The 20243-nt window shown below is 60.7% G+C and carries 19 protein-coding genes, 1 tRNA gene and 1 pseudogene; 9 read left to right on the top strand and 12 right to left on the bottom strand.

Going from position 1 to position 20243, the window contains the following annotated elements; all coding sequences use genetic code 11:
* The 3 genes from QM467_RS06720 to QM467_RS06710 form a co-directional block, all read right to left on the bottom strand.
* Positions 1-477 (bottom strand): hypothetical protein (locus QM467_RS06720; RefSeq protein ID WP_283365529.1); only part of this gene is annotated, 477 nt, incomplete at its 3' end.
* A gap of 299 nt (positions 478-776) precedes the next feature.
* Entirely contained in the window at positions 777-1100 is a 324-nt protein-coding gene (locus QM467_RS06715) for a hypothetical protein (RefSeq protein WP_283365528.1), read from the bottom strand.
* A complete protein-coding gene (locus QM467_RS06710) occupies positions 1097-1633 on the bottom strand; it encodes a hypothetical protein (protein ID WP_283365527.1) in 537 nt (178 codons plus the stop codon). The genes QM467_RS06715 and QM467_RS06710 overlap by 4 nt, the downstream gene beginning before the upstream one ends.
* Positions 1634-2730: 1097 nt before the next feature.
* Here QM467_RS06710 and QM467_RS06705 point away from each other — a divergent pair.
* Positions 2731-4851: a tetratricopeptide repeat-containing glycosyltransferase gene (locus QM467_RS06705; RefSeq protein WP_283365526.1), complete on the top strand. Its 2121-nt coding sequence runs from the start codon at positions 2731-2733 to the stop codon at positions 4849-4851.
* A gap of 106 nt (positions 4852-4957) precedes the next feature.
* Positions 4958-6415, top strand: coding sequence for a hypothetical protein (locus QM467_RS06700; protein ID WP_283365525.1), 1458 nt, complete (start codon positions 4958-4960; stop codon positions 6413-6415).
* Positions 6416-6427: 12 nt separating this feature from the next.
* On the opposite strand, the gene QM467_RS06695 is transcribed toward QM467_RS06700, so the two are convergent.
* On the bottom strand, positions 6428-7381 hold the full coding sequence (locus QM467_RS06695) for a hypothetical protein (RefSeq protein WP_283365524.1): 954 nt from the start codon (positions 7379-7381) through the stop codon (positions 6428-6430).
* A gap of 130 nt (positions 7382-7511) precedes the next feature.
* On the opposite strand from QM467_RS06695, the gene QM467_RS06690 reads away from it, so the two are divergent.
* Entirely contained in the window at positions 7512-8222 is a 711-nt protein-coding gene (locus QM467_RS06690) for a class I SAM-dependent methyltransferase (protein WP_283365523.1), read from the top strand.
* Between the two features lie 108 nt (positions 8223-8330).
* A pseudogene (locus QM467_RS06685) lies at positions 8331-8441 on the top strand (transposase); the annotation flags it as partial.
* A 662-nt stretch (positions 8442-9103) separates the two neighbouring features.
* Here QM467_RS06685 and QM467_RS06680 read toward each other — a convergent pair.
* Both QM467_RS06680 and QM467_RS06675 read right to left on the bottom strand, forming a co-directional pair.
* Positions 9104-9179 (bottom strand) — tRNA-Lys (locus QM467_RS06680).
* 100 nt (positions 9180-9279) lie between these two features.
* Positions 9280-10455, bottom strand: a complete 1176-nt coding sequence (locus QM467_RS06675; RefSeq protein ID WP_283365522.1) for a GNAT family N-acetyltransferase — start codon at positions 10453-10455, stop codon at positions 9280-9282.
* A 101-nt stretch (positions 10456-10556) separates the two neighbouring features.
* Between QM467_RS06675 and QM467_RS06670 the strand changes: the two genes are divergently transcribed.
* A complete protein-coding gene (locus QM467_RS06670; RefSeq protein WP_283365521.1) occupies positions 10557-11606 on the top strand; it encodes a polysaccharide deacetylase family protein in 1050 nt (349 codons plus the stop codon).
* A gap of 159 nt (positions 11607-11765) precedes the next feature.
* Here the strand turns inward: QM467_RS06670 and QM467_RS06665 are convergent, their stop codons facing one another.
* The gene (locus QM467_RS06665) at positions 11766-12323 is read right to left on the bottom strand and encodes a hypothetical protein (RefSeq protein WP_283365520.1); all 558 of its coding nucleotides are present in this window, start codon (positions 12321-12323) and stop codon (positions 11766-11768) included.
* A 306-nt stretch (positions 12324-12629) separates the two neighbouring features.
* Positions 12630-12839, bottom strand: coding sequence for a DUF2842 domain-containing protein (locus QM467_RS06660; protein ID WP_283365519.1), 210 nt, complete (start codon positions 12837-12839; stop codon positions 12630-12632).
* Between the two features lie 146 nt (positions 12840-12985).
* Here QM467_RS06660 and QM467_RS06655 point away from each other — a divergent pair, with 146 nt between their 5' ends.
* From QM467_RS06655 to QM467_RS06645, 3 genes are all read left to right on the top strand, one after another.
* Positions 12986-13549, top strand: a complete 564-nt coding sequence (locus QM467_RS06655; RefSeq protein WP_283365518.1) for a Spy/CpxP family protein refolding chaperone — start codon at positions 12986-12988, stop codon at positions 13547-13549.
* 105 nt (positions 13550-13654) lie between these two features.
* Positions 13655-14710 carry a COX15/CtaA family protein gene (locus QM467_RS06650; protein WP_283365517.1) on the top strand — a complete coding sequence of 352 codons (1056 nt, stop codon included), beginning with the start codon at positions 13655-13657 and terminating at the stop codon, positions 14708-14710.
* A gap of 93 nt (positions 14711-14803) precedes the next feature.
* On the top strand, positions 14804-15904 hold the full coding sequence (locus QM467_RS06645; protein ID WP_283365516.1) for a choloylglycine hydrolase family protein: 1101 nt from the start codon (positions 14804-14806) through the stop codon (positions 15902-15904).
* Here the strand turns inward: QM467_RS06645 and QM467_RS06640 are convergent.
* Entirely contained in the window at positions 15901-16347 is a 447-nt protein-coding gene (locus tag QM467_RS06640) for an acyl-CoA thioesterase (protein ID WP_283365515.1), read from the bottom strand. The two genes, QM467_RS06645 and QM467_RS06640, sit on opposite strands and share 4 nt — an antisense overlap.
* 200 nt (positions 16348-16547) lie before the next feature.
* Here QM467_RS06640 and QM467_RS06635 point away from each other — a divergent pair, with 200 nt between their 5' ends.
* Complete coding sequence (locus tag QM467_RS06635; RefSeq protein WP_283365514.1) at positions 16548-17906, top strand: TAXI family TRAP transporter solute-binding subunit; 1359 nt, start codon at positions 16548-16550, stop codon at positions 17904-17906.
* Here the strand turns inward: QM467_RS06635 and QM467_RS06630 are convergent.
* Genes QM467_RS06630 through QM467_RS06620 form a run of 3 tightly spaced genes read right to left on the bottom strand, consistent with a single transcriptional unit; the run spans position 17884 to position 20240 of the window.
* On the bottom strand, positions 17884-18138 hold the full coding sequence (locus tag QM467_RS06630; protein ID WP_283365513.1) for a DUF1467 family protein: 255 nt from the start codon (positions 18136-18138) through the stop codon (positions 17884-17886). The genes QM467_RS06635 and QM467_RS06630 overlap by 23 nt on opposite strands.
* A gap of 15 nt (positions 18139-18153) precedes the next feature.
* Positions 18154-18558: a methylmalonyl-CoA epimerase gene (mce, locus tag QM467_RS06625; RefSeq protein WP_283365512.1), complete on the bottom strand. Its 405-nt coding sequence runs from the start codon at positions 18556-18558 to the stop codon at positions 18154-18156.
* 14 nt (positions 18559-18572) lie between these two features.
* Positions 18573-20240: a ribonuclease J gene (locus QM467_RS06620; protein WP_283365511.1), complete on the bottom strand. Its 1668-nt coding sequence runs from the start codon at positions 20238-20240 to the stop codon at positions 18573-18575.
* Positions 20241-20243 lie beyond the last annotated feature (3 nt).

The raw sequence follows: 20243 nt of genomic DNA, 5'->3' as shown, positions 1-20243 counted from the left end.
TGTTGAGCCAGTCGCTCCAGTTACGCCCGTCGTTCCGGTCGAGCCGGTGGCTCCGGTCGATCCGGTCGCTCCCGTGGCTCCAGTAAGTCCGGTTGCGCCTGTGCTGCCTGTCGCCCCAGTCGAACCGGGGTCGCCCGTGGCGCCGGTCGTTCCAGTAACGCCCGTTGAGCCAGTCGCTCCAGTTACGCCCGTCGTTCCGGTCGCGCCCGTGGCTCCAGTCGTTCCGGTCGATCCCGTCGCGCCTGTGGCCCCAGTCGAACCTGTTTCGCCCGTCGAGCCGGTCGCGCCCGTGGCTCCAGTTGCTGCCGTGGCGCCCGTCGCGCCCGTCGCGCCCGTTGCACCGGTCGATCCCGTCGCGCCGGTGGCTCCGGTCGTTCCTGTGGCGCCCGTCGACCCGGTGGCTCCGGTGGCTCCGGTGGCGCCAGTCGCCCCTGGTGTTCCGACAACTGAGACAATACTCAGCGATTCAATTGCCAAAATCGTGTTGTTTGAATTATTCGTGAAGAATGTATTTGTCGCATTCAGCTGTACTGGACTATCAACAACCAAATTAAAATTTGGGGATGGGGCCGTGTTCGAGCCTGGAAGCTTACTTGCAACGTCCGCGCTGCCAAGCAGCGTGTAAGTAGTCCCATTAAAATACCAGACGAAAACCTGCGATGAGCCGCTAGGCGCAGTGCCGGAAATATCATAGAGATAGTCGGTCATGGCGAGGCCCCATATAATGCAGCGCTCTTCGAGGCGCGGTTACTGGAATTGCAGGATCGGGCTTTCGTTCAGACTGCGCCCAATGAAGTTCGTGTCACACGAACCTCAGTGGGAACTTTGACTGCTGGAACCAGGGACACGTTCGGCAAAAACTCATCGGTTGCGACATCGTCGGTGACGACGACGTCGTTGTGCGAGCAACCGTCCGGAAGCATGATAGTGACGCTGAATGCGCCAGCAGCGGACTGGTTCGCTGCCGCTTGCGGCCGTGAAATTGCTCCCGATCCGAGGAGTGAGAACTTTGGTTCGGCGTCGAGTCGGCGCCACACAAAGACTGTTTTGGCGCCTTCACGTAAGTCGACACCTTTTACAGCGTACAGAGAACCACTCATTGGACGCTTCCTTCTAATATTTTGCACACACGGCCTAGGACAGGCTCGACAACAGAACTCGCATCTCTATCTTTATACTTTATATTTATAGCAATCTGCATTGCACCGCCGCCTGCTGCCGCAAAACAGTTTTCGGTAAAATCCGTTTCTTCACCGAAATTGAGAGAAATATAGTGCGCCGTTCCAGCAGTCAGAGCGCTATACGCGCCATAACTTTGGAAAGGTGAGGAAGACGCTGTTACCGGATCCGGACTGAGACGCAGTTCCGCATATTCCGCTACGCCCGTCGCCGCCAGCGGCTGTCGCGCGTCGGCGCAATGCGCCGGTCCGTCCAGGAAATTCGCTTCGATTTCAGGCCGCAGGCCCCGAAGCAGCGTGTCGCAGTCAGAAACGGAACGATCGATGAAAAGAGTTTCCGCGGGTGCGCCGCCTGAAAGAAATGTGACACCGGCAAACAAGTCGGCGCCGATCCTGTTCCTCAGCGCCCAAAAGCCTGGAGCAGCGCTTGTCCGATTCAAAAACATCGCGCTCATATCCGCTGTCCTCGTTAAGGCGGCGTCACTGGCTGGGAAATGGCCGGGTGGGCGGGAACGTGGTTGCTGGTGCGAACCGGCGCCAGGGAGATCACCCGGTGGCAGCCAAGAAAACCTGGAACCAGATCGCCTTTTGTGAATCCTGGTTCAATCGATCTGACGCGTATCGCGATCGTTGTGCGGTGAAGGACCGGAGCCGACGCGCGCCGCGTCTCGACCGCTTTGGCCCATGGCCGCGCGCCTGGGGCGAATAGGGAGAAAAACCTGGCGAGAGAAAAGCGGAGCATATTTGCTGGGACAAGGACGAATTCGTTGGATGCGTTATGTCGGAATCGTCCGAATTCACGTGCCTGAGACGCTAAATTTAACCCCAGGTGGAAAGCGAATGCGCTGGTAACAGCCGACAAACCTCGGCGAGTAGTCCACAACTTCGCATTCACTACCGACATCGCGCCGCCCTCGTTACGCAGCTGATTTTTCTACGAAATATTTGGCCCGTTACAGTATGAACCTTACTGGCGCATTTATAGGTTGGTTAATTGATACGCTTAAGCCAGTAAGTGCACGCCGACAAGGAAGGCTCATAAAATCACGGTAGGCAACACACAAAATTTTGTACGGCAATCATCGACAATGCGGAAGCAGCATTATCAATTAAGTGTTTTCAGGAATATCTTCAGGAAAAACAATGTCGGCGCTAAACAAAAGGCGCACTTACAAATAACGCTATTTTTCATGTAATAATTAATTGGTAGTCGCGGATACGTCTTTTTAGGTATGTATACACCTAAGACTTTGATTTTTAATGACCTTATTCCGAGTGGCCGGAATAGGAAATACGTTGGCTGGCGTCGACACCGACATTTGCTCGCCGGCAAATTTGGCTTTGTGGGTCGTCAGGTCTGCGGATATGAAATCCCGCAAGGCGAATTGTCGCCTCAACGAAAAGCCCGTTGCTGCGCCCCGGCTTGTTTTAAGTCGAATTTGGGCAGAAGATCGCTCGGCTTCGTCGCATATCCGTGCGGCAAGGCCTCTGAATTCCTGAATTCATCTCGGCTCATTAAGCCGCACCGATCCGAATTCAGCGAGGTCAACCAATGAACGCAAGCGGCCAAACCATCTGCCTTTGCATGATCGTCAAAAATGAAGCGCCGGTGATCCGACGCTGCCTGCAATCGGTCCGCCCGATCATTGACCATTGGGTGATCGTCGATACTGGATCGACAGATGGAACGCAGGATGTGATCCGCGATTGCCTGAAGGATCTGCCGGGCGAAGTCTACGAGCGGCCGTGGCGCGATTTCGCGCATAATCGCTCCGAAGCGCTGGCGCTGGCGCGGCCACATGGCGATTACTCATTCATTATCGATGCTGACGACATGCTGGCGCTCCAGGAAGGTTTCCAGGTCCCGAAACTCACCGCCGACTCCTATATGGTGGACATCGAATTCGGCTCCCTTCGTTACCAGCGCCAACAACTTGTTCGGAACGCCCTGCCCTGGATCTATCGAGGCGTTCTGCATGAATTTTTGTCGTGCGAGGGAGCCGGGGCCCACGGACACTTGCCAATCAAGATGGTGGTCAACAATGACGGCGCGCGCCGATGCAGCGCCGAAACATATCAAAAGGACGCCGCCGTCCTGGAAAACGCCCTCCAGACGGAAACCGACCCATTCCTGGTGTCGCGCTACACTTTCTATCTCGCCCAAAGCTATAGAGACTGCGGAAACCGGGAAAAAGCTCTGGAGCGCTATCTCAAGCGTGCGGAGCTAGGATTTTGGCAGGAAGAGGTCTTCTTCAGCCTCTACCAGGCTGCTCGGATGAAGGAATTTCTCGACCATCCGGAACAGGAAGTCATTGACGCCTATCTCAGGGCCAGCGACGCCAGGCCAACGCGGGCTGAGGCGCTGCATGGGGCGAGCCGGTATTGCCGTCTCAAGGGGCGCAACGACGAAGGCTATCGGATCGCGAAGCGCGGTCTGGACCTGCCGGTTCCGGCCGACGCCCTGTTCTTGGAGCCGTGGATCTATGAAACCGGGCTGCTCGATGAATTCGCCATCAACGCCTATTGGTCTGGACATAATCGAGAGAGCCTCGACGCCTGCCTGAGGATACTCGCGACCGGAAAACTGTCTGGCCCGGACGCTCAGCGCGTCGTCGCCAACGCGCGCTTCGCGAGCGAGAAATTACCAGGCGATCCAGAACTCGGGTCGTTCGGCGCCGAGGGGTTGATCGAGCAGCACGCCCTGGCGCCGCCCCGGCCGCTCCATAGCCGGCTGAAAGATTCACCCAAGGTGCTCGTGGCTATCCTGGCCAAGCAGAAGGAGAAGTTTCTCCCACTCTATCTCGAATGTATCGAAGCGCTCGATTTTCCGAAATCCTCGATCTGCCTTTACATTCGCACCAACAACAACACCGACGGAACAGAGCGCGTCCTTCGAGAATGGGTGAGCCGCGTCGGGCATCTTTATGCCGATGTCGAGTTCGACGCCGAGAATGTCGACACCCCTGTCGAGCAATTCGCCGTGCACGAATGGAATCCGGCGCGCTTCCACGTCCTCGGGCGCATTCGCAACATCAGCATGCGGCGCGCCCTGGAGCGCCAATGCGACTTCTACTTCGTCGCCGATGTTGACAATTTCATCCGGCGCAACACCCTGCGCGAATTGGTGGCTCTCAACCTGCCCATCGTAGCGCCCTTTCTTCGCTCGATCGAGGCGGGAAAATTCTATTCGAACTTCCATGCCGAAATCGACGCCGATGGCTACTATCGGCATTGTGACCAGTATCACTGGATGCTCAATCGCTGGGCGCGCGGCCTTCTCGAGGTCCCGGTGGTTCACTGCACCTACCTCGTTCGCTCTGACCTGTTGAACGACCTCACCTATGAGGACGCAACCCAGCGCTACGAATATGTGGTGTTTTCGGATAGCGCCCGGAAAGCGGGAATTCCGCAATATCTCGATAACCGCCAAGTTTACGGTTACATCACGTTCGCTGAGGACTCCAGTCAGTATACGGCCGATGGAATTGAATCGGCGCGCGCGTTGCTCCAGGAAGACCTGCGCGCCGGCGCCGAAAGCGTCCCGGCGACTCCGCCGCCCTGCGGCGCGCAGCAAGTCTCCGAAGCGCCGGATTGCGGCGGCGCAGATGCAAGCAAGGAAAGTCAGCCGCCGGCCAGGCAAGCGATGCGGCGAACCGCGTCGGTGGCCGTTTGAGGGACTGATGTGCGCAGTTCTCGCCATTGACGGACAGTCCGACCCGCCAGCCATCCCGGAGTCCGAGGCGACTTCTGCGTGGCGCGCTCAACAGAGCGAACCGCAGATGGCGGAACCTTTCGCGCTCGCCGTTCATCCAAAAATGACCGAGTTGCTGAGCAGCCTCGTTGAAATGCTCGTCGGCGGCTTGCGGGAAATCGGATTCGCGCCCGTTGTGACGCACGCATTGCCCAGCGATTTTTTGGGCAGGATCATCGTTCTGGGCGCCAATTTTTATGGGAATGCGGATCTGGATCAGCTCCCTCCCAGCACGATCATCTTCAACCTTGAGAATTCGAATTCGATTTTTCTCACCGATGTTTATCGCAATAACCTGAGAAAATTCACAGTCTGGGACTACAGCAAGAGCAACGCCGACGATCTCGCCCGCCTGCTGGGGCGGCCCGTATTTTATCTGAAGACGTTTTATGTCGAGGGACTGTCGCGCATCGCCGACGACGCCGAAATCGACATAGATGTCCTATTCTTCGGTTCGTTCAACGATCGGCGGCAGAAAATTATCGATGCATTGCGCGAACGCGGCTTTCGGGTGGAGGCGGTTTTCGGCGTGTTCGGCCAACCGCTTGATCAACTGATTGCGCGGTCGAAAGTCGTGCTGAACGTCCATTATTACGACAATGGGCGGCTGGAGATGATCCGGCTGTTCGATTTGCTCGCCAATGGACGTGCGGTCGTCACCGAGCTGAATCCTGGCGAACTGATCGACGCCGACCTGGCGGACGGGTTAGTTACTGCGCCTTATGAAAGTCTCGCTGACGCAGTGGAAAGTCTGGTCGTGGACAAGGAAAGGCGGTGCGAGAGGGCGATGGACGGACTCCGCGCTTTCCGTGGGCGCCGCGCGGGAACAATCCTGCGCGAGGCGCTGGCCTGGGCCGACATGCCAAGGCTTCCCTCCGCTGCAATTATTGGTAGCGGCAAGGCGTTTGATCCGGACAAGCTCAATATAGACATTCATGAACGATGGAACCCCGACATCGTTGCGGACATCGCCGACGCCGAACTGTTCACGCGCGAATTCAAGTCTCGCCGGTTCGGATTGGTGCGGCTGCAAAAAGGGTGCTTCGACAGAATTGGCGCATCTCATGTGCTGGAACACGTGCCGGATCTGGTGACGGCCATGACCAATTGCCTCGACCTGCTGGGCGAGGGCGGAGTTTTCGACATCGCTGTGCCCTACGATCTCTCTTATGGCGCATGGCAGGATCCTACTCACGTCCACGCATTCAACGAGCGCAGCTGGCTCTATTATTGCGACTGGTATTGGTATCTGGGCTGGACGGAAGCACGGTTCGATTTGATCGATCTGTCCTTTCAAAACAGCCCGATCGGCGACGCCCTTGCCGCAAAAGGCATGCCGGCGGACGAAATCCTGCGAACGCCCCGGGCTGTGGACGAGATGCGAGCTGTCCTGCGCAAGCGCGCCTTGACGGAGCAGGAGCTCGCCCTGGGCCGGGAGATGCGCGGCGAGGACCGCTCGGAGCGATTGGCGGGACCGAACGGATAGGGACGACGCTCTTCAGCCCACGAGCAACAATTGCCGCAACCTGGACGGCAGGGAAGCGGAGGCGGAAAGCTCGAGGCAACTCGCCTCCCACAGGCGAAGATAATCCTCGATCGGCACGCCGCTGCGACCGGGCCAGCGATTGAGGGCGCCGAGCGCTTCCACACAGTCTGGCGCGCGCTCGTATTCAGCCAGGATGGTCAGACACGCCGCCTCGGCGAAGGGGCTCATTGGGGCGGCTTCGATTTCCGTGCGGTATTTCCTGAACCACGCCGCAAAATCCGTTGCTGTTTCTTGCTCCTGGGCCAGCGCGGAATATCGTTCGATAATGTTCTTGCGGTAGCCGGCAATGGCGGAGCCAAAACCGCCATCATTGGGAAACGGCGGGTCATGCGCCCAGCTTTCGGCCAGCCGGGCAAGACCGCGGATTGAGAACGCCTCCACCATCGCTTCCTCGAGCCACTGGCAAGGAGGGGCAGGCTTCGCGTCTGCCCGCCAGCTATTGGCGAAGACGTGGCCGAATTCGTGGCCGAACTGGTAGGCCAGCTTCGACCAGTCGCGCTCGCCAATGTCGACGACGATCCATGCCGTGTTGTCGGCGCCGCCGGAGTGCAGCCATATTGCGGGAAGGCCGGACGTATGCTCGTCGACGCGCAACGCCGCCGGCTGGCGATCCGAAACGAGCCGCACGCCATCAAGGCAGGCATGCCTCATCCGTTGGGCGACCTTCGTCGCCGAAGCGTGGATCATCTGGCCCCAATCTCCGGTCAGTTCGATTGGCGCAGTGAGAAGCGTCACCTTATCGATCCGCGTGTTAGCCCGGGGGCGGCAGGGGAGAAGCGCCAAGCCGAAACCTGCGCAACTGGTCTGAATGAATGCGCGGCGCGAGCAAAAGCCGTCGACGGACGGCTGGGAGCGAGAATTCCCGCCGCGTCCTAACTCGGAGAGGAAGCACAGCGAGTCAGCCATAGGACGCGTCCTGGCGCACAGGCTGGCTGGGCCGCCGTCTCCGAACGAATTCCCGCGTACGCCATGTCATAAACTGCTTTCCAGCCTGCAGGGCTCCGATTCAGTTAGGGGCGGCGATGAGGATCCGCAAGTGGCGAACCCGCTGATAAGCCAAAAGATATCACGTCAAAGTTTTGGCGCTATTGACAGATCACGCGTCTCGATTTCTCATCAGCTCCTCCACATTCACTGGAGCATCACCCCGATGAATGAGAGATTTTCTGAAATCTACGAAAAGAACGAATGGGGATATGGTTCCGGCGTTGGCTCGTTACCGCTCAATAATGTTGAATACCTCAGGTTTCTCAAGGTTTTCCTGAACCGGAACAAAATCGGGTCGGTTATCGATTTTGGCTGTGGCGACTGGCAGTTCTCCCGATTCATCGATTGGGAGGGCGCCAAATACACAGGATTTGATACCGTCGCAAAGCTTATCGAACGGAACCAGGCCACCTTTAGCAGCGAAGATGTTGCGTTTCGAATATTCAAACCGGGCGACGATCTTCCAGAAGCTGACCTAATCCTCTGCAAGGACGTTTTCCAACATCTCTCGAACTCTTTGATCCGGCAATATCTCGACCTGTTCAAGGCGCGGGCGAAGTTTTTGCTCATAACCAATGACGAATGGCCTGCCGAGAACCAGACCAATTTCGATATCCAGGACGGCGGCTGGCGACCAATCCGTCTCGACCTTTCCCCGTTTTACGAAGTCGCGCCCGTGATCCTTTCATGGGTCATCGAATGGGGCGGCTGGAAGCCGACGAGAAAAGCGACTTGCTTGATTTTAGGAAATCGGAAATAGCCGGAACGCTCTCGTGTTATCGGAGTTCGATGGTTAGTCCCGGCTGACCTTGCCCCCTGAGGCTTATCCGTTTTGAAGTTAGCTCTGGCCCAAATCGAGGACCAGAGACTGAAGCGCACCCGTTTCAGTGAAGAGCAGATCATCGCGATCTTGAAGGAACATGAGGCCGGAATCGCCGTGGCCGAATTGTGCCGCAAACACGGCGTCAGCGAGGCCAGCAAGCCATCGGGATGGTCCGCTCCCGCGAAACTTAAGCTTGGCATGATGAATTAAATTATCCCCGAGTCCCGAATGGCATTTTTCCGTTATCGGCATCGCTCGTCATCGCCGGGCGCGGGTCGCGTTGACGCCTTGGCGGTGCAGCAAGCGGCGAAAATCTCGAAAATCGAGATTGTTTCCCCGTGCGTTCTTGCAAGCGTCCTCAAATAAGCGACTGCCCATTGAAAATGTTGATTTGATTTGCGCATTGGAACACTTGGCCTCTGCCTTCGGAGGACAGCGCTCGGACCGGCTCAGGTGCTCTTAGGGACAACCCGATCAGAATTCCTATCTGGCTGTCGTCAAGAAATTACCAGTGATGTAGCCAGTAAACGCCAAGCGATATTGCACAATTATTGCCTAACAACTGAAATTATGACATTAACTACTTGATTTTATTGGCGTACCCAAGGGAAATCGAACCCCTGTTTTCGCCGTGAGAGGGCCGTGCCTCTTGTCATTGATCGGATCATTCGGCCGAATCGGGCTTGGCCCAATGATTGAAAAAAGCCAGAGCAGTATTGGTGGGAGGACACTCCAATCGTTGCCCGCAGAGTCACCCCAACTGAAAAGCCGGAGGCGATGAGCTCCGGCTTTTTTCGTCGCAACCTATTGATTTATATTGGTGAGCGCGCTGGGACTCGAACCCAGGACCCTCTGATTAAAAGTCAGATGCTCTACCGGCTGAGCTACGCGCTCCCTTACGGGCGAGTGGGGAAGTACAGGGCTTCTCCCCTTCGGTCAATACTCATTCCGCTCTTTCCCCGGCCAAAACCCCGCATGAATCGCGAGAAAGGCGTCAGCGCGCGCGCCATTTCTTCGCCAGCGCGAACAGGCGGGGGTCGCGCTTGATCGCGGCTTTCGTCGCTGCGGCGAAGGCGAACAAGGGCGCGGCCAGGCCGCCGAGCGCGGTCGGCGCGAACAGGACGTCGGCAAGCCGTTCGGTCTCGTCGCAAAAGACATCCTTGTAGCGGGCTTCTCCGATTCCGAGATCGAAGGATGAGAGACCCCGCGCGCAGGCGCCGCGCAGGACATGGCTCAGCAGTAATTCGCCCGGGCTGGATCGGGCGAATTCGGGATCGGACTCATAGGAAATGAACATGCCCTGCAGCCGTCCGCCATTGCGCCCGGCGCCCAGAGCCGCGACGATCCGCCCGTCCAGCGCCAGCGCATGAAGCTCCATCGTTTTCAGGTCGCGGCGGGCCAGCGCGCGATAGAAGCGCCGTGTCGCGTCGATCTGCTCCCGTGCGACATGCCCGGCGCCCTGGCGGCTCTTGTGGGCGAAATAGGCGTCGATTATTTGCTCCGCCTCCTGCGCGCTTTCGGCGTGGAAATAGCGCAGCGCGCCGATCGTCGCGAGGCGCTTCTCCTTCTTGCGCAATTTCTTGCGCGCGTCGGCGGAAAGGCGCGCCGCCAGAAAAGCCTCGCCGTTCCCGGCCAATCGCGTCGCATAGGCGTTGCTCGCGGCAGGGCGATGCCGCAGCAGCGTCAGCAGATTGGCCGCGCCGCGCCAGGACAAGGGCATGTTCACGAGGCGGTAGAGGTGCGGGCCCTCGGAAACGGAGCGCGCCGCCGTGCGCAGCAACGCCTCCAGATCGCGCGCGGCGAAGGCGCGACCGGTGCGAAACAGGCCGAGATTGTAATTGGAATGTTTGCCTCCGAGGAATTGCGCGAAGCGCAGGGGGCCGAAGCGAAACAGCCCCAGCGGCAGCAGCGCCACCGCTGCGCCCCCTTCGTCGCGCGCCAGAATGAAGAACGGCCTCGCCTTTTCCCGCGCGGCGAAGCTTTCCAGCCAGGCCAGCAGGAAACTTTCGCTCTGGTAGAACGAGCCGCAAATCTCCGGCGACAGGTCACGCCATGCGTCCAGAACCAGCGCCGGGTCGTCGAAAACTTCGACGCGCGCGAATGCCGCCCCGACCGGCTGAGCATCCGGGGCTGTCGAAGGACAAAGCATTTGCGGCGCAGCCACGGACATTCGCCTTCCCCCGGCGCGAAGACTTTTCGTCCTATCAACAAATGGTCAATGCATGATTGCTAGTTTGTTGTTTCGCCGCAAGCTGGAGCGCTTTGGCCCGGATGGACTGGAAGAAAAACGCGATTGCCGCAGGATTCGGCCTGTTTCGCACCACGCAGCTGCATCGGCTCGCGGGAGACTTCTTTCGCGGCCGCGGCGTCATCCTCACCTTTCATCGCGTCCGTCCGCCGCGGGGCGGCGGCTTCGCGCCCAACGCCCTGCTCGAAATCACGCCGGATTTCTTCGACGCCATCCTGACCCGCATGCGCGAAACCGGCTACGCCATCGTTTCGCTCGATGAGGCCGCGTCGCGTCTCGTCAGTGGCGAGGGCGGCCCCTTCGCGGCGCTGACCTTCGACGACGGCTATCGCGACATGATGGAGCATGTGCTCCCGGCGCTCGAGCGGCACGACGCGCCGGCGACCTTCTATATCGCCCCCGGCCTCGCCGACCGCACTGCGCGTCTGTGGTGGATCGAGCTTGAAGAAGCGATCCGCCGTCTCGACGTTGTCGAGCTCACGCTCGACGGCGAAGAGCTTGGCCTGCTGACGACCGACGATTCCGAGAAGAACGAGGCGTTCGAACGCCTCATCCGGAACCTGCGCGGCGGCGGCGAGAAGCGGCTACTGGCGGCGGTAGCGGAACTGAGCGCGCAGGCCGGGATAGACCCGCGCGCGCTGGTTGAAGCCGAGTGCATGGACTGGGAGGAGTTGCGGGAGATCGCGGCTCATGACCTGGTCGCCATCGGCGCCCATTCGATGACCCACGCGCGGCTCGCGGACCTGGAGGTCGGGGAGGCGCGCGCGGAAATCATCGAAAGCCGCAACCGCCTTCATCGCGAACTCGACCTGCCCTGCCGTCATTTCGCTTTTCCCTATGGCGATCCCGCCTCGGCCGGTCCGCGGGAATTCGCGCTCGCCGCCGAGGCTGGCTTCGCCACCGCAGTCACGACACGCCCGGGCATGATCTTCCGTCAGCATGCGAACCATCTGCTCGCCCTGCCCCGCGTGTCGGCCAATGGGCTCTGGCAGGATCTCGCCTCGTTCGACGTCCTGCTGTCCGGCGCGCCCTTTTTCCTGTGGAACGGCGGTCGCAAGGTCAATGTGGGCTGATGGCGCAGGCCGCTCGCCTGTCAAGGTAAGTTATGAACAGGTGGGAAACGGATGGATCGGCGCCCCGCCGTACTGCCCGGAACACCCATGCCGTTCCCCCTGCGATAGCGATTTCTCGACAACCCGACAAAGATTCAGAAACCGCCAAGGAAGTAAGACTTACTTCCCCTTGATCTCCCAACTTGTATTGTGCGGGATGTCCATAGCAGTATAATCGCCCATGCCGGCCAATGCCGGCATCGCATTGCATGCAAACGGCTCACTGCCTGTGATTCCTGTGTATTTCCCAGTGCCGCCCGTGATGATGTGGGTGCCGCAACTCATCGCCGGTTGTGACTTGTCAACGTCGCGGGTATCGAACGTCGAGAAAATCTTGTCGCCGTCGGCGTCCGCCAAAACGCATGCGCCATCAATATATTTCTTGGGACCGGAGTCGACGCTCAACGCGGTGCAACGCGCCGACATTTTATCCAGCATTTTTTCCCCCTTCATGTTCTGGGTGGTTCCAACCGCCTCCAGCAGGGTGGCGGAGAAACCGGGAGCCGCAAGACTCTGCACAGGCCGGAAAATGAAGTGTGTCACGTAGGGTGTGGTCCCCTTCTTCTCCATCGTTTCGGCAAGGGCGATCCCTGGAGTTAAGGCCGCAAGCGCCATGAAGAGAAATACGGGCTTCACAACCGCAAAATTTGCAGCGGGCGCCGCTAACATTTTTTTCATTGCAACCTCCCTGGGCTGATAACGGCAGCTAGGAGAATCGCGAATACGCACTGAAGATCGCGCGCGTCCGCGGCCGCTTCAGTTTTTCATTTGTAGTTGAACGCCTTGCAGCCGGCATCGCTAACTCTCAGCAAAACGACAACGCTTTAGCTATCCGGCCGCGGCATTTCTTTATATTTATGTAAATATAACACTACACAACGACCGCAACAAGCTTTACAATTGCTTGAATTTTCTTGTTTTATACTTATCGCTTAGCACTAGCTGTTTGGTGCATAGAGAATCAATTTGTAATTGCACGCGAAATTAGTCGTCCCGGCGCTCCATCCAGGCGATCAGCGGGACCATCGGAACCGCCCAGCCGAGTCCGAGCGCTGCGAAGATCAGCAGGCGCAACACGCTGGATTCCAACTTGAGGGCCGTGACCTGCGCCAGCATCATCGCCGCCAGCGCATAGACGACGACGAAAACGACCATGAAGATCGCGCCGATCAATTTCCGCTGGCGGCTGCGCATTGAAAACTCTCCCTGGGGAAACCCCGCTCGCGCGTCGGGCCGCACGGCTTCGCGCGTTCATACCAAGTTCATGCCGCGGGGTGCAAATAAAGGATGACGCCGCTGTATTACGGCCGGCGCCGAAAAGAACATTCTGGGAGATTAGAATGCGTATCCTCAAAATTTCCGCTTTGGCCCTGGCCTGCGCCGCCGGCGGACTGGCCTTTTCGCAGGCGAACGCTGCGCCCGACATGCCGAAGGGTCCCCAGGCCTGGATCGAACGCATGTGCTCCGCCGACGCCATGGGCGATAAGCTCGCCGCGCATATGGAAAAGCGCGCCGCCCGCATGGCGACGATCCTGCAATTGAATGACGCGCAGAAAGCGACGCTGAAAGACCTTGACGACGCGCGCGCCAAACAGCGGGCCGATTTCAAGGCCTCCCTCTGCGCCAAGAAGCCCGATCTCTCGACCTTCCCCAACCGCCTGGCCTTCCGCGAGCAGATGATGCAGCATCGGCTTGACGCGCTGAAGGCGGAAACGCCCAAGCTGATCGCCTTTTACAACAGCCTCGACGACAAGCAGAAAGCGGCCTTCGAGGAAATGCGCGGCGCTATGATGGGCGGCCACGGCCCAATGATGGGACGCGGTCCGGGCGGGCGCCATGGCATGGGTCCGGGCCAAGGCGGCATGATGGGCGGGCCTGGCGGCGGCGCCGCCGACGACGAATGACGCCAGTCAAGGCTCCGAATTTTCACCGCAGCGGCCCCCCGCTGCGGTTTTTCTTTGCCGCTTGGCCGCGCCGGGCTAAAAACCCCCAACGCCACCGGAAACGACATGCCGAATCGCAATCCTTCGCCCGCCGCATCGACGCCTGACCCCCAGCGCGCTGTCCGCATCTGGCTTTGGCTGGTCGCGGCGGGAATTTTCGCCATGGTGGTCGTCGGCGGCGCGACGCGGCTGACCGAATCCGGCCTGTCCATTACGGAATGGAAGCCGGTGACCGGCGTCCTGCCGCCCCTGAACGAGGCCGATTGGGCGGCGGCCTTCGACAGATACAAGCAGATTCCGCAATATCGCGAATTGTTCCCGGACATGGACCTCGCCCGGTTCAAGACCATCTATGGCTGGGAATGGAGCCATCGCCTGCTCGGGCGCCTGCTCGGCCTGGTGTTCGCGCTCCCATTCCTGTGGTTTCTCGGGCGCGGAAAAATCACCGGCGCGCTGCGCTGGCGGCTCGCCGGCATTTTCGCGCTGGGCGGCCTGCAAGGTTTCGTCGGCTGGTGGATGGTGTCGTCAGGCCTCGTCCATCGCGTCGAGGTCGCGCAGGAGCGGCTTGCGATCCATCTGCTGCTCGCCTCGGCGACCTTCGCCGCCGTGCTGTGGACGGCGGCGGGCCTCAAGCCCAATTACCGCGATCCCCTCGGGGCCGATGGCGCCGGCTTCCGGCGAGAGGGCGCGGCGATCGTGGCGCTTGCGCTGGCGCAGATCGGCCTTGGCGGGCTGGTCGCCGGTTTGCGCGCTGGTCTCGTCTACAACACCTGGCCGCTGATGGATGGGCGCTTCATCCCTCCACGCGAAAATCTGTTCAACCTGACGCCCTGGGCCGCCAATTTCCTCGACAATGTCACGATGGTGCAGTTCCAGCATCGCATGGCCGCCTATCTGCTGGCGGCGCTGGCCCTGTTCCATGCGCTGCATATCAGCCGCGAGACGCTCGCGAAGCGGGCGGTGCGCCGCGCCAGAATGCTCGCCGCGCTGGTTCTGGTCCAGGCGGGACTGGGAATTACGACGCTGGTCCTCGCCGTTCCGCTGCATGCGGCGCTGGCGCATCAGGCCTTCGCTATGGCCGTTCTGGGCCTTGCGACGATCCATCGCCGAAAGCTGGGCTGAAGCATCGAACTCGCCTTATGCGATTATAATTTCCTTTATACATATCCACGATTGTAACGACGCTCCATCGTCCAAATCGTGGGAAACCAAATCATGTTGCGTGCGATCGCCGCCTCCGTCGCCCTGATGGCCGCCGGGCTGCCAGCCGTTTCCTGCACCGCCGTCGACGTTACGGCCGCCGACAATTCAGTCATCGCCGGACGGACGATGGAATGGGCCTTCGACATGCAATGGAAGCTCGTCAGCCTGCCCAAGGGCGCGAAGCTGACGCTCACGGCGCCGAAAGACTCCGGACTGCCGACCAAAGAGGTCGAAATCATCTATCCGCTCGTCGGAATTGGCGCTGGAATCATGCCAGGCAACCCGCTGCTGGAAGGGCAGAATTCCGAGGGCCTCGGCATGAGCGCCAATTTCCTGCCGGGCTTCACGACCTATCAAAGCGTGACGCCGCAGGATAAATCCGCCGTCGAAATCCTGTCCTTCGGCGCCTGGGCGCTCGGCCGCTTCGGCAATGTCAAGGACTTGCGCGCGGCGCTTCAGGCAACGAAAGTCTGGTCGGATTCCTCACTCGCGACCGGCCCCACCCCGCCCCTGCTCCATTTCGTCTTCACCGATCGCAGCGGAGCCAGCATCGTGGTGGAATATGTCGACGGCGAGGCGCGCATCCATGACAATGTCGCCCATGTGCTGACGAATGCGCCGACCTATCCCTGGCACCTCGACAACCTCCGCAATTACCTGAGCCTTTCCACGATCGGCGTGCCGAACCGGCAGATCGGCGCGGTAAATGTCACGGCGATCGGCCAGGGCGGCGGCCTTGTCGGCCTTCCCGGCGATTACACGCCGCCGTCCCGTTTCCTGCGCGCGGCCTTCCTGCAACATGGAATCCAGGCCTCGAAGACCGGCGCCGAGGCCAGCCAGGCTGTCGCGCATATCCTGAACACGGTGGATATTCCGATCGGCGTGGCTCAGTCCAAGCTCGAAGACGGTTCGCTCGTCTCCGATTACACGCAATGGGTCGCGATCAAGGATCTGACCCACAACCGCCTGCTGATCGCCGACTACAACCACCGCCTTGACTATCTCGCCATCGACCTCGACCCGATCTTCGCGCAAACGAAGCCTGCCTCGCGGCTGGTCAGCGACCTGCCCTATCCGAAGGCCGAGAGCGGCGTGAACGTGCTCGCGCCCTAACCCGTCTTCCGCTCCAGAAAAGCCCGGGCTTCGTCGGAAAAGGGCTTGGAGCGCCGCGTCGTCACATCGGTCAGCACGACGGTCGACTCGCCCGTGGCCACGCATTCGCCGTGCTGGAACACCCCCTGTTCCAGCCGCAGAGAGCTGCGCCCGATGGAGGCGACGCGCGTGCCGATCTCGACCTCGCCCGGCCAGTTCACCTCGCGGCGGTAATCCAGCAGCAGCCGCGCCAGCACGAAGGCGCCATTTGGCCCCATCAGGTCCACGCCGCCCGTGATGAGCATTTCGACCCGGCCGGTTTCGAGAAATGTCGCGAAAACGGCGTTGTTCACGTGGCCCTGCCGATCCGTGTCGCCATAGCGCAGCTTTTCGCGGGCCTGGAAGGGAAAATCAGACAGGACGGGCGCGGGGCCGGGGGCCAACGAAGAAGCGTTTTGCGACATGGGACCTCGCTCGGTTCGAAGCGTTGAAGGCGATGCTAAAGCCTTCCCGGCGTGGACGGAAATTGCATTTTTCGCGGCGGCGGCGGCTTTGGCGCAAGAGATTTCCGGTTCCCCTTCGCGTTCCGCCGCCGTAAAGTTTCCCGCCATCGGCCGGGCTAAAGAATCAGCCTGACAAGCGCGGCAGCGCAGGAGCCCGCAACATGTTCGGACTTTTCGCGAAACAGCGCGTCATGGGGATCGTTTTCGCGGTCGCCTTCCTGATCGCGGCGGCGGCGTTGGGTATCCTCTATCTCTGGTCGCCACACGCCACGCTGCGCATCACCTCCGGCGTGGAGGGCTCGAAAGCACAGCGTTTCATCTCGGCCTTCATCAAGGTCGCCGAGGCGCAGCATCCCCGCATCAAGTTCCAGACCGTGCCCGTCGCAAGCCTGACCGAGAGCGCCAAAGCCCTGGAACAGGGCAAGGCGGACATAGCGATCATCCGCAGCGACGCAACGCTGCCGGTCAATGGCGAGACGCTGGTCATCCTGCGTCATGACGCGGTTGCCGTGATCGTGCCGCACCACTCCTCGATCAGCAGCCTTCCCGATCTAACCGGCAAGAGCGTGGCCATTCCCAGCGGACCCGCGCAGGACGACGATTCCCACGCGCTCGACCTGTTGCTGAGCTTTTACAATATCACGCCGGACAAGGTGAAACGCGAGTTCCTCGCGATCGAAGACATCGGTCCCGCGATCCAGCACAAGCGGGTCGTCGCCGCGATCGCGGTCGGTCCCGTCGGCCCGGGCCCGGCTGTCGATACGGTCGCCTCGATCGCAGCCGCCACCAAGGGAACGCCGAAAGTCCTCGGCTTCGACGACGCCGACGCCATCGTCAAGCGCTTCCCGATGTTCGAATCCTATGATGTTCCAGAAGGCGGCTTCAAGGGAAAACCCGCGGTTCCCGACGACACCGTCACCATGCTGGCGGTCAATTACCGCTTCGCCGTGCCGATCACCATGCTGGACATCGTCGCCGACGCCATCGGGCGCTCGATCCTGACGGCCAAGGCGCAATTGATGAATGTCGCCCCGATGGCGGGGCAGATCGAGGCGCCCGACGTTTCCGACCAGAATCCCCTGCTGCCGATTCACCCGGGCTTCGCCGCCTATCTCTCCAATGGCGACCAGAGCTTTTTCGATCAGGCGCAGCGCTATCTATATATTTTCGGCATTCCGCTGAGCATTGGCGCCTCGCTGATCACCCTGCTGGTCAGCATGTTCAATGCGCGTGGCTCGAAAAAGGATCGTGACGCCGTCGAGCGCCTGCTTTCGATCGCCCATGAAGCCAGCACAGCCGATCGGGAAAGGCTCGAAACTCTGGAGAAAGAACTGCACGAGGCCGTCTCCGACTGCGTCGCCAAGACCGGCGACGCCGCAACAGGCGACCAGTGGAAAACGCAGATTGTCATGCAGCACGCCATGAGGCGGTTCGAGCGGCGCGACGCCATGCTGAAGGCCGGAGCCGCTCCGAGCCAGACGCCGCAGACTCCGGACGTCAGCCCGCCAGATTCGCCATGACCACGACGACGGCGTAAACGGCGAAGGCGAGCAGCGTGGTCGCCAGCGCCTTTTTCATTAGCAGCGGCGCGACGGGAGCGCCGGGATCCGCCCCCTCGGGGAGATCCTCCCGCGCCTCCTGATGATTACGCACGCCGAAGGGCAGCACCGCGAACAGGCAAACCCACCACGCGGTGAAATAGACAGCCAGCGCCATCGGCAAGGTGAAAGGCGCGAAATTGAAGTCCGACATTTCGCGCCCCTTTGGTCAGACCTGTTCGATTTCGACGAGCGTGCCGTTGAAATCCTTGGGATGCAGGAACAGCACCGGCTTGCCGTGCGCGCCGGTCTTAGGATTGCCGTCGCCGATCACGCGGGCGCCCGTCGCCTTCAGGCGGTCGCGGGCGGCGATGATGTCGTCGACCTCGTAGCAGACATGATGCATGCCGCCGTCGGGGTTTTTCTCCAGGAACTTGGCGATGGGCGAGCCCGCGCCGAGCGGCTCCAGCAATTCGATCTTGGTGTTCGGCAACTGGATGAAAACCACCGTCACGCCATGGTCGGGCTGCGCGATGGGGTCGGAGACCTCGGCGCCCAGCACGTTGCGATAGGTTTCGGAAGCGGCGGCAATGTCCTTCACCGCGATGGCGACATGGTTCAAACGACCGATCATGCTCTGCTCCTGTGTCAAACTTCTATCGCCAGCACATGGACATGCGGCTTCTTGCCCCAGACGGCGGCGACCGCCGAGCGGACGGCGCGCTCCACCGCCGTGCAAGCGGCGTCCGGGTCTCTCTTCCTTGCGCGCGGCAGGGTGTCAAGCGTCTCGAACAGAGCGCGGTCCACGATTTCGCCCATCGGGCGATTATCCCGCGTCTTTTGCGGCAGGCCAAACATGGTGACGTCGGGCACGCCCGCGAGATCGCCCTTGGCGGTGAGCGCGAAGGCGATGGAAATGATGCCCGCCGCCGCAAGACGGTGGCGCTGGCGGAAACATTCTTCCGACGCGCTGAGGATCAATTCGCCATCCTGATAGAGCTTGCCGGACGGAATTTGCGCCAGATGGGTGGGGCTGTCGGGACCGAGCGCGATCATGTCGCCATTATGCGCGATCAGGACATGCTCGACGCCCCGGCTGCGGGCGAAATCGGCGTGGACCTGAAGATGAAGCGGCTCGCCATGGGCCGGAACCGCGACCTGCGGACGCAGCCAGTCATAGAGCTTGGCGACCTCGCCCCGGCGCGGATGGCCGGAGCAATGAACCAGCGCGTCGCGATCGGTCAGCACGTCGACCCCCTGCAGGATCAGGCCGTTGACGATGGCGTTCACCTCGCGCTCATTGCCGGGAATGGTGCGCGACGAGAAAATGACGAGATCATTGGGCGCGAGCTTCACCGCATGCTCGCCACGCACGATGCGCGACATGGCCGCGCGCGCCTCGCCCTGGCTGCCGGTCGCCAGCACCACGACCTTGTTCGCCGGAAGGCGCGCGAAGCTGTCGAGCGACAGCAATTCCGGGACGCCATCGAGATAGCCGCATTCGCGCGCCACTTCGAGCGCCCGTTCCATGGCGCGGCCCGCGAGGACGATGCGCCGCCCAGCGGCCTCGGCCGCCAGGCAGACCGAGCGCAACCGCGTGACATTGGAGGCGAAGGTCGTGACCATGACGCGGCCCGTCGCCGCGAGGATCTTTTCGCGCAATACCGCGGCGACCTGAGCCTCCGACGGGCTTTCGCCCTCACGCAGAATGTTGGTCGAGTCGCAGATGAGCGCTCGCACGCCTTCGTCGCCGATCTGCTTCAGCCGCTCGATGTCGGTCGGCCGGCCGAGGCCCGGCGTCGGATCGAGCTTCCAGTCGCCGGTATGGACGACGACGCCCGCCTGGGTGCGGATGGCGAGCAAGTTCGACTCAGGGATCGAATGCGACATCGGCACGAATTCGATCTCGAACGGGCCGAGGGTCAGCCGCGCCCCCTGCGCGACGATCTTGATCGGCACCTGCGGCGCGCCGGGCTCGGCCAGCCGCCGCGTCGCGAGCAGGCCGGCGGCGAAAGCCGTCGCATAGACCGGGCAGCCCAGCCGTGGCCACAGCGCGGCGATGGCGCCGACGTGATCCTCATGCGCATGGGTGACGATCAATCCGAGCAGATCGGCGCGGTGTTTCTCAATAAAGCTTAGGTCGGGCAGGATGAGATCGACGCCCGGCATGTCCGCCCCGGCGAAAGCAACGCCGCAATCGACCAGAATCCATTTGCGTTTTTTCGATGGACCAAAGCCATAAAGCGCGGCGTTCATCCCGATTTCGCCGAGTCCGCCGAGCGGTGCGAAAACGATTTCTTCCTGATCTGTCGCCATTCC

The organism is Rhodoblastus sp. 17X3 (assembly GCF_030056575.1).
In the GTDB taxonomy this organism is placed as follows: domain Bacteria; phylum Pseudomonadota; class Alphaproteobacteria; order Rhizobiales; family Beijerinckiaceae; genus Rhodoblastus.
The sequence above is the reverse complement of the archived record's forward strand: the minus strand, read 5'-3'. Positions and strand labels throughout refer to the sequence as shown.